General features: G+C 46.3%; 9 protein-coding genes. 1 reads left to right on the top strand and 8 read right to left on the bottom strand.

The window, feature by feature from the left end:
* Positions 1-3 precede the first annotated feature (3 nt).
* Complete coding sequence (addA, locus tag SM123_RS04280) at positions 4-3,669, bottom strand: helicase-exonuclease AddAB subunit AddA (RefSeq protein ID WP_320909919.1); 3,666 nt, start codon at positions 3,667-3,669, stop codon at positions 4-6.
* Complete coding sequence (rexB, locus tag SM123_RS04275; protein ID WP_320909918.1) at positions 3,666-6,932, bottom strand: ATP-dependent nuclease subunit B; 3,267 nt, start codon at positions 6,930-6,932, stop codon at positions 3,666-3,668. Before rexB ends, addA begins: the two co-directional genes overlap by 4 nt.
* A 159-nt stretch (positions 6,933-7,091) precedes the next feature.
* Here rexB and SM123_RS04270 point away from each other — a divergent pair, with 159 nt between their 5' ends.
* Positions 7,092-7,574, top strand: coding sequence for a glutathione peroxidase (locus tag SM123_RS04270; protein ID WP_070595029.1), 483 nt, complete (start codon positions 7,092-7,094; stop codon positions 7,572-7,574).
* A gap of 38 nt (positions 7,575-7,612) precedes the next feature.
* Here the strand turns inward: SM123_RS04270 and SM123_RS04265 are convergent, their stop codons facing one another.
* The 6 genes from SM123_RS04265 to SM123_RS04240 all read right to left on the bottom strand — a co-directional run bounded on the left by SM123_RS04265 (position 7,613) and on the right by SM123_RS04240 (position 15,075).
* Complete coding sequence (locus SM123_RS04265) at positions 7,613-9,481, bottom strand: ABC transporter ATP-binding protein (protein WP_320909917.1); 1,869 nt, start codon at positions 9,479-9,481, stop codon at positions 7,613-7,615.
* The gene (locus tag SM123_RS04260) at positions 9,471-11,216 is read right to left on the bottom strand and encodes an ABC transporter ATP-binding protein (RefSeq protein ID WP_320909916.1); all 1,746 of its coding nucleotides are present in this window, start codon (positions 11,214-11,216) and stop codon (positions 9,471-9,473) included. The genes SM123_RS04265 and SM123_RS04260 overlap by 11 nt, the downstream gene beginning before the upstream one ends.
* A 385-nt stretch (positions 11,217-11,601) precedes the next feature.
* On the bottom strand, positions 11,602-12,747 hold the full coding sequence (locus tag SM123_RS04255) for an FtsX-like permease family protein (protein WP_223345953.1): 1,146 nt from the start codon (positions 12,745-12,747) through the stop codon (positions 11,602-11,604).
* Positions 12,748-12,750: 3 nt separating this feature from the next.
* Positions 12,751-13,431 carry an ABC transporter ATP-binding protein gene (locus tag SM123_RS04250; RefSeq protein WP_155124756.1) on the bottom strand — a complete coding sequence of 227 codons (681 nt, stop codon included), beginning with the start codon at positions 13,429-13,431 and terminating at the stop codon, positions 12,751-12,753.
* A complete protein-coding gene (locus SM123_RS04245) occupies positions 13,428-14,003 on the bottom strand; it encodes a TetR/AcrR family transcriptional regulator (protein WP_320909915.1) in 576 nt (191 codons plus the stop codon). Before SM123_RS04245 ends, SM123_RS04250 begins: the two co-directional genes overlap by 4 nt.
* A 148-nt stretch (positions 14,004-14,151) precedes the next feature.
* Positions 14,152-15,075, bottom strand: coding sequence for an aldo/keto reductase (locus SM123_RS04240; protein WP_320909914.1), 924 nt, complete (start codon positions 15,073-15,075; stop codon positions 14,152-14,154).
* Between the last annotated feature and the right edge of the window lie 6 nt (positions 15,076-15,081).

Below are 15,081 nucleotides of genomic sequence, written 5' to 3'. Positions count from 1 at the left end.
GATTTACTCCACTTTCACCACTTCTAGATGGGGGCCACCTAGAAGCACGAGATATTTTTCTACTTGCTCTTTGCCATAAGAACGACGAAGAGCTTCTGCATAGAGATCGAGCTGATCCCGGTAGCGTTCGACCAATTGACTAGGAACCTTGTAGTGATCCGTCTTATAATCAAAGAGCAAGATCCGGTCTTCTAGCACCACGTAACCATCCAAGATCCCACGCACGACAAAGTCCTCACCACTAGCTGGATCTTTCTTCAGCATGGCAAAGGGAGCTTCGCGCCGGACTCGAGAGGCCTCTTTTTGAAGCAAGGTCCCCAAAGGCGTCTCATAGAAAGCAAGGATGGCCTCTAGCTTGATGCGGGCCTTGACCGCTGGCTCTGCTTGAACTTGCTCCAAGGCTTGATGCAGCGTATCCAGCGTGATTTCTTCTCCAAGAGGCACGCGCTGCATGAGTTCATGGACTGCACTACCTACCTGGGCTCCTGTCACAGCTTTTTCTTGCCCAAAAGTTGGAAGCTCAAACTTAGGCGCAACTAGCTTTGCATCCATGATCTGGACGCCATTGGCATCCATGACCGGCTCGTAGAATTTCTTGATCTGACTAGGTGTACGGACACTTGGTAAATGAATAGCCGGAGCATAGAGCTGATTGAGCCGATCAACATTTTCCAAGATATCCAAGGCCCGACGAATATCCTCTGACTGACGGATATCCTTGAGCTGATCGAAGCGGGAATCCTTCTCCTTCTCTAGTGGCTCAAGCTGGTCTGGTGTCAGGTCTTCGTCTGTCACAAAACGTGTGTCATAGGCCAGGGTATTCTTGGTAAACACATCTTGAATAGCAAAGAGCCAGTCCTGATAAGAGGTCCATTCTTTTCGTTTTTCCGGATCCAATTTGCCATTGCGACTAGTCCCCCAATCGGTATCACGCAGTTTGTCTTCACGGCCTTTTCCGACCAGATAGAGCTTGAGCTCAGCCCGTGTCATAGCGACATAAAGAAGACGCATCTGCTCCGAAATCGTGGCCAATTTTGTTTCTTCCACATTGCGTTGGTAGCAAGGCGTTTCGATCTGCAGGCGAATGGTTTCTGGAGCAGCAGGATTTTCTGTCTCAACTGGCAGATTCGCAACATATTTAAAGCCAATCCCTTTTTGACGACTGAGAATGATTGGCCCCGATTGATCCTTACGGTTAAAGGCCTTATCCATATTGAGTATAAAGACATACTTGAATTCCAGCCCCTTACTCTTATGGACGGTCATGAGCTGGACGGCATCTTTTGGCGCCGCAAGAGGGACGCTGGCCAAATCGTGTTCATTTTCGATCACCTTGTCAATCATGGCAATGAAGCGCGACAAGCCCTTAAAGCTGGCTTTTTCATAATCATTGGCCCGAAGCGTCAATGCATAGAGGTTGGCCTGGCGCTGGGCGCCATTTGGAAGGGCGCCGACATAGTCATAGTAATAGCGATCCTCATAGATTTTCCACAGCAAATCATAGAGCGAAGAGGTCTTGGCAGCAGCGCGCCAAGTAGATAACACTTTGAGGAAGTTCTCGATTTTAGCTAGGAGCTTGGCATCAATCAGATTTGCATGCTCTGCAGTCTTTTCAAGGGCTAACTGGACCTTGTGGTAGAAGGCCATTTGCTTTTTCTCTGGAAGGGTCTGCAAGGAAATCCGTGCCAATTCATCTTCATCAAAGTCAAACATGGGGGATTTCATAAGGGCCACTAAGGCATAATCATGCAAGGGATTGTTAATGGTCCGCAAGGTATCCAACATGACCATCACTTCCAGCGACTCAAGATAATGCGCCTGTCCGCTATCTGCCACAATCGGGATACGATACTGGTCAAAGGCTTCCAGAATCGCGTCATTTCGAGTTCGAGTCGCGGTCAAGAGAGTGATCTCTTTAAAGGGCACTTTTTCTACCCGATGAAGGCGTAAAATTTCTTTGATGACAAGGAGAATTTCTCCCTTGGAAACCGTCTCGAGTCCAGAAGCAGCTTCCTCGTCTTCGTTCTTTTCTTCCTGGTCTTGGGTGCCATCATAAAGCAAAAATTCTGCTCGATGTTGTGGCAAGGCCATCCGCTGCTTGTCGCTTCCTGCAACTAGATAGTGGGTTTGATTGTAGTCAATCTCGCCCACCTCTTCGTCCATCAAATGGCGAAAGACATCATTGGTCGCGTCCAATACCTCCACATGACTCCGGAAATTTTCCTTGAGGAGGATCAACCGCCCTTTCGCCCCTTCTTCTTGGAAGGCTTTAAATTTATCATTGAAAATCTGTGGATCTGCCTGACGGAAGCGGTAAATGGATTGCTTGATATCCCCCACCATAAAGCGATTGTGGCCATTTGACAGCAAATCCAACATCCGCTCTTGGGTGTGGTTGGTATCCTGGTACTCATCGACCATGACCTCATGATAGCGCTCTTGATAGGCTTGTCTCACCTCTGGGAATTGCTCTAAAATTTGAATGGCAAAATGACTGATATCCCCAAATTCATAAGCTTTTTCTTGGATTTTTCGTTCCAGATAAGCGTGAGAAAAGTCTCTGATAAAGTCCCGGAGCAAGGAGAGCATGGGGCCTTCTTCTTGGTGGTAGGCTTGTTGAAATTCCAGCTGATAGAGCTGATTTTCCAAGTCTCTGAGGCGGTTGATATGTATGGTTTTATCCTGGTTATAAGCCGTGACTAACTCTTTCAACTCTTCTTTTCGGGCTCTGTTGGTCAAGGCTCCCCCATTTGAAGCCCGACTAATCGCCACGACCGCCTTTAGGACAGAGGTCAATTGCTCTTTATTGGTGCGACCTGTCAGGCTTCCAATCTGATCGAGCACCTCTTCGACAGCTTCCAAATATTTGGCCTTGCCAAATGCTTGACCTTCATTGGACAAATGAAAGGCAAAAAAGCTCTCTGCCTCATAAAGGGCCTGCTGGATGCTCTCCATCAGAGTAGCTTCCACCTGGTCAAAATCGGTCTCTTCATAACCTTTTAGGAAATGCTCTTCCAGCCATTTCTCCGGATCACTGGTCGACTGAAGAAAGTCATAGATCTGGTAGATCTGTTCTTTAAACAAGGATAAATTTTTGCGCTGTCCCGTGAAATTCTTGACCATCTGGACAAAGGCCTCTTGATTTTCCCCCTGGTAATAGCGGTCAAAAACAGCTTGAAAGACTTCATTTTGTAAGAGGCGCTGCTCACTAGAATTTTGTAAAATGCGAAACTGAGGCGCCAACCCAAGCAAATAGCCATAGCGCGTTAGGACCTTTTGGGTAAAAGAGTCCATGGTTCCGATATCGCTGGTGGCGACATCTGCGATTTGACGGGCCAGGTGTTTCTTGAGCTCTGGGTCATCGCTCGCTTGCAGGGCTTTTCCAAGTTCACTTTCCAAACGCTCCTTGAGCTCTCCTGCTGCCTTGACCGTAAAGGTCGAGATAAAGAGCTCCTTAATCGAAATGCCACGCTGCATCTGATCCAGTATCCGCTGCACCATGACAAAGGTCTTTCCTGATCCCGCAGAGGCCGACACCAAGATATTGGTTCCTGAACTATAGATGGCATCGATCTGTTCTGGTGTCCGCTTTTGTTCTTTGGTAGAAGCTGCCTCTTGGGCCTGAAGGGCCTTGATTTCTTCTCTTGTCAAAAATGCTTGTTTGATCATTTGTTCAAGACCTCCTTCATCTTCTCGATCCAAGCGGCTTTCACTTTTTCACCGCGTATGCCTTTTTGGTCTAGTTTGGTCAAGAACCGTGCCTGACCTAGGTGACGATCGGCTTCAAATCCTGTGATAGATTTAAACTGCTCCACGAATGGTGCGATATTGCGCCCATTTTCACTATAGGGATTGATGGCAAATTGTCCCTTGAGAATCCCTTCTGCTGCTGTTTTATAGAGATAAGCGTTGTACAAGAGGAGCAAGTCCAGTTCTTCCTTACTCAGCATCATGGCCTTGTTTTTATCATAGGCCTCGCCCAGATAAGGCGCCTGATCTGCCATAAAGAGTCCCTTGTACTGTTGACTTTTCATGGTTTGGTTAATGGCATCCTCTACTGTCTTGCTCTTTTTCAGATCCACTACAGGATCTCCCATTTCCAAATACATGGCCCCGAAAATCCCCTGCTCCTCTTGGTATTCCTTCAAATCCTGAATCGCAGAAAGATAGGTCGGCAATTGAGAATTCAGGCCATTAAAGAACTTGTCATAGTGGAACTGCGTCAGACTGGACTTGTAGTCCACGACTCCGAGGGCTCCCCGATCCCTCAATTGATCAATGCGATCCACCTTGCCTCGTAGCTGCAGGAGACGGCCATCGGACAATGGATAAGAGGTGTGGGTACTTCCACCAAAGAGGGTCTCCTCACCGATGGTCTCGATACCATTTTGCTGGGCGAGGACACGCCCTGTTGTTTTCGCGGTATCAAGAAGCAAGTTGCGAATAAACTCGGTCTCTCCATTTTCTCCATACAATTGCTGGAACTCTGCTTCTTGGCTGGTTTCTCGAATCGCCTCGTTTAAACGCCGATCAAACGCTTGATCGGAGCTATCTTTTAAGACTTTTTCAAAGATCCGGTGCAAGAAATTCCCATGACTGCGGGCATCTGGCCGGATGGTTTCATCCTCTTGTAAGCCCAAGACATAGCGCAGATAAAAGGCATACTGGTGCTTGTAGTATTCATTCAAGGCAGAAGCGGATAAGGTCAAGGCTTTGCCCTCTGGATAGAGCGCTTGAAGCGTATCCGACTGAAGCTGACGGCTCTTTAATTCTGTTGAAATCTGAGGAATCTGGATGCCTTCAGCGGCTAATTTCTTGCGCAAGACCCGTACCGCCACACCCCAAAAGCTGGCTTCTTCAGGAGACAGCTCACTCGTGATCTCCTCTTGGTGGAGTTCGATCACGCGCGCTAAGAGGGCTCGGTAGGTCCCGATGTCATCACTCGAAGCTTGGGCTTGTTTGGTTGTCCACTCGATAGCAATGGGCTCCTTGGCCAATTCGACAAGGTAAGGAGAGACACTATCTTCCATTTCGTTGACCAAGCTAGGGGCCGATAGGACCAGTTGGTTGGTCGCCGCATTGAGAAGCGAAACTGCCACAAAGCGATTTTTCTTGAGATTTTCGCTGGTCACCACCTGGAGCTCTGCTCCTTCTTGGGTGGCCTCATTCAGTTGCTGGCGCTCTTCTTCACTGAGCAGAGAGGTGTTCTGAGCAATTTTTGGAAAACGCTCCTGGGTCAGCCCGATCGCGTAGACATAAGGCGCTGTCAAGGGTTCAATCAAGTCATAGGACTGAACGGTCACCACATCAACAGTAGCAGGAACTGTCCGGTATTGAGACAATTGCATCCCCGATAAGAGGAGAGCTAGAAAGTCATCCACTGTCAGCTCTTGGTCCTCAAAGACCACATTCAACTCTTCTAAGACATGGAGGAAGGCCTTCCAGACCTGGTCATAGCGCTCCTGCTCCTCCAAGGCTAGATCCTTGATCAAAGCTTGTAGATTCTGAGAAAGTTGAGCCTCTTGCAGAAACTCTGTAAAGGCGGTTAAGAGATGGGTCACCTTTTGTTTGCGCTGTGAAAAGAAAGGGACTAGAGGTTCTACGACGCGTTCTCGGAGAGTATTGAGCTCTTCCAAATTAAACTTGCTCCGACGATTGCTGGTAAAAGGCTTGTGAAATTTTGTAGCACCCTTTACTTCCGCAAAGCGAAGGTACTGCTCAAAAGCATCGACTTCTGCTTGCGTCAGATCACTATACAGACCCGTTTTCAACAGATTGATGACGTCTTCTGTCTGATAATTGAACTGCTTGATCCGCCCTAGCGATTCAATGACCTGAATCAAGGGATGGTGGACCATGGCCTCACTTCGTCCCAAGTAAAAGGGAATCTGATACTGATCAAAAATGGTCTTGAGTTGCAGTTGATAAGCTTCCACATCGCCTAACAAGACCCGAATATCCCGATAGCGGGCCCCATCATGAAGACGCTGACGGATGGATTTGGCAACAAATTCCAACTCTTCTTTTTGCGTATTGGTCTGCCAGAGTTGGATAGCTGTTCGATCTTGGTCCTCCAGCTCATTTTCCACTTGTGAAAAATCGTAGCGCGCTTCTAGCATGCGGGTAATGCGACTAAAAGAGTCTTCGATCGCTTGCCCACAATACTGATGCTGTACCTCAAAAGTCTTTGCCAGCTGGAGGAGAAAGTCAACACTGGCCTGGTAAAGATTGCCCTCTCTAAAACTTGCCCGATAGGCTTTTTCACTGGCATAGACCCCGATGACAATCTCCACTCCTTTTCGGTGAAGGAGATTAATCAAAGCCTCTTCTTCTGCAGAAAAACGCGTGAAGCCATCGACGACGATCGCCACATCCTGTAATTGCTCTTCCAGCTGCCCTTCTTCGACCTGATTGAGGAAAAAGGCCATCTTGGACTGGGATTCATACTGGTGCTGGACCAGCATCTCAGAGACCGCTTCAAAAATCGCCAAGAGGTCCTCTCTTTTTTCAGCTTCCTCGAGCAACTCCAAATCTGTAAAATCCATCTGGGCCGTCTGCAATTCATGACAGAGCTGGACCAGTTGCTGGATAAACTGTGGATCCTTACGCAGGGCCCCGTAAACTTTAAGATCCTGCTCCTTCATCTTGGAAAGAGCTTTAAAAAATAGCATGCCTAGACCGATGTCATCTAAAGGTTGCTCCTCAAAAACCTGATTCAGGATGAAATAACGGGCCATTTGCGCAAAGCGCGTGACGGTAATGGCAAAAGAAGCCTGACCTTCTAAATAGGATAAGACCTTGGCTTCTTTTTCAAAGGAAAGAGAGTTGGGCGCAATGTAAAACACACGCTTGCCATCTTCTACTAACCCTACGGCTTCTTGTGTCAGGACCTGGGTCAAGGGGGTCCGAACATCCGTATAGAGTAATTTCATCCGATCCGTTCTCCTTTTGACATTTTCTTGAGAGCTTGTTATCTTCTTATTATATCATTTTCACAGGAGGGACTAAAGCAAGAAGTCATGCTCCTCTTGGCCCAATATTAGGAGATTTGTGCTACAATAAAAGCTGAAGAGACAGAAAGGATACCACCTATGAACAGCATTTATGATTTTTCTTTAGAAAACCAGAATGGGGAAGAGATTCCACTTTCTCACTACCAAGGTAAGGTCCTCATCGTGGTCAATACAGCAACAGGCTGTGGCTTGACCCCGCAATACCAAGGACTGCAAGATCTCTACCTGCGCTACCAGGAAAAGGGGCTGGAAATCCTAGACATTCCCTGTAACCAATTCATGGGGCAGGCACCGGGAACTGCAGAAGAAATCAATAGCTTCTGTAGCCTCAACTACCAGACCACCTTCCCACGATTCGCTAAAGCCAAGGTCAATGGTAAAGAAGCCCTTCCTCTTTATGACTGGCTCAAAAGCCAAGCAGCTGGGCCACTGGGCAAACGCATCGAATGGAACTTCGCAAAATTTGTCATCGACCGACAAGGCCACGTCGCCCAACGCTTCTCCTCAAAAACAGAACCAGCTGCCATGGAAGACTTGATCCAAGAATTACTTGAGAAATAAGCAAAAAAAGCCTGAGCCAACGCTCAAGCTTTTTTTCTTTAATCAATTTCAAGTCCACCGGTGTACAAGCGGTAATAGGTGCCACGTTCTGCCATCAAGGAAGTATGGTTGCCTCGCTCGATGATACGTCCGTGGTCCATCACCATGATGACATCGGAATTGACAATCGTCGATAGACGATGGGCGATAACAAAGACAGTCCGACCTTCCATCAGGCGATCCATCCCTTCTTGCACCATCTTCTCTGTCCGTGAGTCAATCGAAGACGTCGCTTCGTCCAGGATCAAGACTGGCGCATTGGCAAGGGCTGCACGGGCAATGGCGATCAATTGTCGTTGACCATTTGAAAGGCCAGCTCCATCATCCGTCAAGACCGTTTCATAGCCCTGATCCAAATGCTTAACAAAGGAATCCACATTGGCAATCCGAGCTGCCTCAAGGATCTCCTCCCGCGTTGCATCGGCACGGCCATAAGCGATGTTTTCCGCAATCGTACCAGTGAATAAGTGGGTATCTTGAAGAACGATTCCGAGAGAACGACGAAGAGAATCTTTCTCGATCAATTTGATATCGATCCCATCATAAGTAATCATTCCGGATTGGATATCATAGAATCGGTTAATCAAGTTGGTGATGGTTGTCTTCCCTGCACCAGTCGCTCCGACAAAGGCCACTTTTTGACCCTTATCCGCATAGAGATTGATACCATGAAGAATTTGTTTCTTCCCATCATAAGAGAAATCAACATTATCAAAGACCACATTTCCGACCATCTTGACAAGCTGGTAATCTCCATTTGGACGAGGGTGTTTCCAAGCCCACTTGTTGGTTTTCTGATCAGTTTCAACCATTTCTCCATCGACCAGTTCATAATTGACCAGCGTCACTTTTCCAAGGTCGACCTCTTCTTCTTCATCCAAGAGATCAAAGACACGATCTCCACCAGCCAAAGCCATCAGGACAAAGTTCAATTGTTGAGAAACCTGAGCAATGGGACCTGTGAAGGAACGGTTCAATTGCAAGAAGGCCATGAGACCACCAATGGTTAAACCACCGATGCCGTTTAGCGCAAAGAGTCCACCGATCAAGGCTGTCAGAACAAAGGAAACATTTCCCAAGTTCCCAAGAATTGGCATGAGGACATTGGCGTAGCGATTGGCTTGGTAAGAGGATTCAAAAAGTTGGTCATTGATACGGTCAAAATCCTCAATGCTTTCAGTTTCATGCACAAAGGCCTTGACTACCTTTTGACCAGACATCATTTCTTCAATAAAGCCGTTTTCAATCCCCAAGTTCTTTTGTTGGGCCCCAAAGTAACGACCTGACTTGCTAGAGACATTCTTGATAACCATCGTCATGATAAAGACCATGACGAGGACAATCAAGAACAGCAGCGGACTAACGGTCAGCATGGTAATCGTTACCCCAAGGATGGTAATCGCTGAGGATAAGAGTTGAGGAATAGATTGTTCAATCGCTTGGCGAAGGGCATCAATATCATTGGTATAGATGGACATGATGTCCCCGTGTTGATGGGTATCAAAGTAACGAACTGGCAGTTTTTGCATACGGGCAAACAACTGATTTCGAAGACTTCTAAGCGAGTCTTGAGAGACCGTCGCCATAATCAAGGTAAAGCCATAGTTGGCAAGTACCCCGATCAAACAGATCAAACCAACCTGTGTCAAGAAGGACAAGAGCGGTCCAAAGTCATGGCTGTTGGACGAAAGCATAGGCTCCACATAGACGTCGACCAAAGACTGAATCGAAGCTGTCACATTGACCGTCGCAAGAGACGATAGAACGATCAAGATAGAGGAGATAATCAAGGACAACTTGTAGTTTTTCCAAAGGAAGTCGAGCAGGCGAAGGATTGAGCCTAGATTTGCTTTTTTCTTAGTTTTCATCTGCTTCTCCTTTCCCTTGTGTTTGCATTTCATATACTTCTTGGTAGATGGCATTGGTCGCAAGCAATTCCTCGTGACGACCGATGGCATCAATCTGACCATCATTCATCACGATGATGCGATCCGCATCTTGAATAGAGGAAATCCGTTGACCAATGATGATTTTAGTGGTCTCTTTTAAGCTAGTGGCCAACCCTTGACGAATCAAACTATCGGTCTTGGTATCAACCGCCGAAGTCGAATCATCCAAGATCAAGATCTTCGGATTCATAAGAAGGGCACGCGCAATACAGAGACGTTGGCGTTGACCACCAGAGACGTTGGATCCCCCACGCTCAATCATGGTATCATAACCCTCTTTGAAATCTTGAATAAATTCATCGGCTTGGGCAATCTTACAAGCTGCGATGATCTCTTCATCCGTCGCATCTTTCTTACCCCAGCGCATATTCTCTTTAATAGTACCAGAGAAAAGGACATTGGTTTGAAGAACCATCGCCACTTGCTTACGAAGGGAATCAAGGTCGTATTCTTTCACATCGTGACCTGCTACTGTCACTTGACCAGACTCGACATCATAGAGACGAGGAATCAACTGTACTAGGCTCGATTTCCCTGATCCTGTTCCTCCCAAGATGCCAACGACTTCCCCTGAACGAATGGAAAGATTAATGCCTTGCAAGACATGGGTCTTGTCGCCATTTTCATCAGTATAGGCAAAAGTCACATCCTCAAAGTTGATCGATCCATCGGCAACTTCTTTGATCCCATTTTCCGGAGAGACAATGGTCGCTTTGGTCGTCAAGACTTCATTGATCCGCTCGACCGAGGCCATGGAAATCGACAACATGACAAAGATCATCATAAACATCATGAGCGACATGAGAATGGTCATGGTGTAGCTAAACATAGAGGTCAAATTCCCAGTAGAGAGTTGGCCACCAACGATCAGATGTGCCCCAATCCAAGAGATCAAAAGGAAAGAAGCATACATGGAAAGCATCATAGCTGGGCTACTCAAGACAACGACACGGATAGCCTTCATAAACATGTTATAAATCCGGCGTGAAGCTTTTTTGAATTTAACGGTTTCATCTGCTTCCTTAACGTAGGACTTCACCACTCGCATATTGGTGATGTTTTCTTGAATGCTGTTGTTGAGATTGTCATAAGCTTCAAATACTTCTGTGAAGAGCGGATACACAATCTTCATGATGATGCTTAAGACAGCTGCCAAAAAGATGGTCACATAGACAAAGATCATGGCCATTTCCGGATTGATCAAGAAACAAGCCACAATGGCAAAGATCAAATTGAGCGGTGCCCGTACACAGATCCGGATCACCATTTGATAGGCATTTTGCACATTGGTCACGTCCGTCATCATCCGAGTGACTAACCCACCTGATGAGAACTGATCAATATTCTCAAATGAGAAGGTTTGAACCTTTTTGAAAATGGCCCGACGAAGGTTTTTAGCAAAACCAGCCGATGCATAGGCGCCATAACGGGCAGACTGCATCCCACAAAAGAGGGAGCAAAAGGCACAGACCAGCATGAGCCCACCGTAAAACAAAATATTGTTCATGTTTCTTTGTTGAACACCCTGGTCCAAAAGACTCGCCATGATAAAGGGAATCGAAATCTCAAACATGACTTCAAAGACCATGAACAAGGAAGCCAAAATCGAGGGCTTCTTAAATTCTTTGATCTCGGAAATTAAGGATCGAATCATTATTACCTCCAATGTTATTCATACTTTTTCCTGCGGTAGAAGCAAAGCTTCTTTCCATCGAAAATAGGTCAAAACACACAAAATTCCCTGAGGGAAAGACCCTAGGGATTACGCATTTTTTATAGTCTTCATTGTAACCTAAATTGCAAAAAAATGCAAGATTTTTAGACAGCATCCGTTTTTCTGTTTATCCAGTACAAAAGAGGCTGGGACAAAAGTCCCAGCCTCTCAATTATCTTTGGATTGTCGAGCAAGACGCAGTGGTTGAGTGGGCTCTACTACGCTGATTTCATCAGCTTTTACAGCCCTACTCAACTGTGCGGAGGTGGGACGACGAAATCGAATTCTAACGAATGACCGATTTCTGTCCCACTCTCTTTTCTATTTATTCTGCTAAGAGCACTTCTTTGATGGTTTGTTTTTGGAGTTTTCTGTTGGATAGATAAAAGAGGCTTTCATAAACCACCGCAAAACCAAGCAAGGTCCAAAAGCACACATTCCCATCAAAGTGATGCTCAATCTTTTCAGGAACCGTATCTTTGATCACACCGATCAAAATCTCCATGATACCGTATTGGTAAACCGTCCCAAGAACAAATCCTAGATAAGCCCAGAAACGATAGGGAGCGAGAATATGACTTTGGCATTCACGATCGGTGTAGCCAAAAGCCTTCATAAGAGCCAAGGTTTCGCGGCTTTCTGAGACCACAATCCCCAATGACAAAAAGAGAATCGAGAAAGAGAGGATTAAGCCAATCATGATCATCATGGTTTGGATGATATCATCTGTGTAATCCCTGAGGCCAAAGGACAATTGAACCATGGCCGCAAAACACATGGAGCCAAAGACCACAAAAAACAAGATCGATTTTCTCCCCCAAATCAGTGATGAGGACAGCTCTTTTAAGAAGCCATTCTCTTTCTTAGGAACCCTCTTTCTCCTTTTGACCTTGATAGGACTTGGGGACTTTTTCAATAATCGAAGAGCCGGGGTTTGGAGTTGTCTTCTAGCATAACCAATCGCGAGAACCATAAAGAAGGTCGTTGGTAGCATTACCAAAGCAAGCAAGAGCTGCCAGTGAAAATGAATGGTGATTTCTGGCAGAATCCCCTTCTCATTTCGAAAGTCATAAAAATGACCCATCATAAGAAAAGAAGCGAAATAGCCAAGAAGCGCTCCAGCTCCAAAACTAAGTCCAAAGGCCCAAAATCGTTTAGCCAACTGGCCATTGCTGTATCCCAAAGCCTTTAATATCCCTAATTGTTCCTTGTGGTCATCGACAAATTGTTTGATATAAAAACACATGAGAAGGATCGACGTCAAGGACAAGACGACCCCACTGACCATGGCCACCATCCAAGAAAGCGATACCTGGGCATCATAGTAGGTCTGAATCATGGGATTGGTTTTAGAAATCTCCAACTGCTCGATATCCAGGTAAAAATTCAAGAAGAGATTGGCCACAAAGACCGCACAGGCCCCAATGATACTGACGACAACTAATTTTCGAATATCTTTTACTGAAAACATGGCTTACCATCCAATCTCATAAGCAGTCTGAGGTTGATCATTGGTCACAACTTGGGTAATCTTGCCACTATTGACACGAATGATGGTTCTGGCCATATCCGCAATATTTTGGTTGTGCGTCACCATGATGAGGGTAAAGCCCAGCTTTTCCTTCAGTTCCCAGATATAGTCGAGAATCTTGCGCCCTGTTTCTTCATCGAGGGCACCCGTCGGCTCATCCAAGAAGAGAATCTCTGGCTTTTTGGCCAAGGCCCGAGCAATGGAGACTCTCTGCTGTTCCCCACCCGACAATTCACTCGGATACTTGTCCAGCTTATCGCCAAGCCCCAAATCCTCGATGATCTGCAAAAAATCATGATTGTTTGCCAGGTCAGCACCCATTTTTACATTTTGTCTGACCGTTAGATTAGGCAATAGATAATACTGCTGGAAAATAAAGGCAATCTTCTCCCGTCTAAAGGCCGTCAATTGAGCATCCGTGAGTTGCGATAAATCTTGTCCTTGAATGAGGATATGCCCCTCGTCTACCTTTTCTAATCCTGACAGCACATTTAAGAGAGTTGATTTCCCTGATCCAGAAGGACCGAGGATAACCACATCATCCTGGTCTTGAATCTGCAAGTCAATCCCCTTTAAAACCTTGGTTTGGCCGTAGCTTTTGTGCACATTTTTTAGTTGAATCATTTCTTTCCTACCATTTCTTTGATGAGAGATTGACAAACCTCTGTCAGTAATCCAATCACTTCTTCCATGCCGAACTGATAAATGCCAGAAGCAACCATTGAAGCCATCCCGTGCGAGTAGATAAATAGATGCTGGTACAAGCGACTAGCCTCCTCTACAGTCAAAGGATAGTCTGCGACAATCGAATCCAGAATCAATTGGTAACTATGATCCTTCATGGGAAGAAAATCTTGAAAGCGACGAATCGGCTCTTTGCTAGGATTTTGGAAAAGCAATTGAAAGAGTTGGGGTTCTTTTGAGGCGAAGAGGATATAAGCAACCCCGACAGATCGGAAAGGCTTTTCATCTTCTAAGGCCTTGCGAATATACTCCACCACCACCATCTCCGCAGCAACAATAACTTCTGCTTGTAACTCAGCCATATTGGCAAATTGCCCAAAAATGACTCTCGGTGTGGCTCCCAGTTTCTCCGCTAATGCTCGAGCTGTCAAACTAGCCATTCCCTCTTCTCTCACCAATTGTAAAGCTGTCCCAATGATAGCCTCTTTACTGAATTTAACCTTTGGTGGCATAAGACTCCTTTCGCGCAACATTCGTTGCGCAACACTTGTTGCATAAAGAATACCATAAAAAAGAAAGACTTGTCAAGAAAAATCTGAAAATCACAAAACAAAAAACCAGTCCACCGATAAGAGTGGAATCTGGTTTACTAACAAGATTCTAAGGCAAATCATTTCCCGCCGCCAAGTAGATTTGGTACCATTCCTTGCGTGTCAAAGTGACTGTTGCTGCTTTCCCTGCTTCAAGGACATGCTTGGGCTTGGTCGTTCCGATGACGGCCTGCATCTTACCTGGATAGCGAAGGACCCAAGCGAGGGCAATGGCTGTCGGAGTGACCTGGTATTTTTTCGCCAAGTCATTGAGCACGTGATTGAGGGCCGCAAACTCTTCCTTGCCGACAAAATTCCCCTTGAAATAGCCATGCTGGAGGACAGACCAAGCTTGAATCACCGTATCAGTTAAGCGACAATACTCAAAGACACTACCATCACGAACTGCTGCTTTTGGCCCCTCCATGTTGACATGAAAACCAGCTTCAAAGCTCGGTGTAAAGGCGGCACTCAACTGCAACTGGTTGACCTTGAGAGGTTGTTTGACAGCCGTTTTAAGCAATTCCATCATCATAGGATTTTGATTGGACACCCCAAAATGACGGACCTTGCCCGCTTGCTCCAACTGATCAAAAGCTTCCGCCACCTCTTCAGGCTCCATGAGGGCATCCGGTCGGTGAAGGAGGAGGCTATCCAAGCGCTCGATCTGCAGACGCTCGAGGATGCCATCGACGGAATCCAAAATATAATCTTTGGAAAAATCAAAATAGGTAAAGCCGTCCTTGCGAATCCCACACTTGGACTGGATCCACATCTGGTCCCGAAGATCCGTACGACGCTTGAGAACCTTACCCAGCAGGAGCTCACACTGGCCATCGCCATAGATATCCGCCAGATCAAAAGTGTTGATCCCAATTGACAAGGCTGCCTCCACCAAGGCCTCCACCTCATCTTCACTCAACTGACTGATCCGCATCATCCCAAGGACAATCGTGGACAGACGCTCATTTTCAGCAAACTCAATATAGTTCATGTCCGC

The organism is Streptococcus sp. S5, from assembly GCF_034134805.1.
GTDB lineage: Bacteria > Bacillota > Bacilli > Lactobacillales > Streptococcaceae > Streptococcus > Streptococcus lingualis.
Note: the sequence above shows the minus strand (reverse complement) of the source record. Positions and strands in the feature narration are given on the sequence as shown.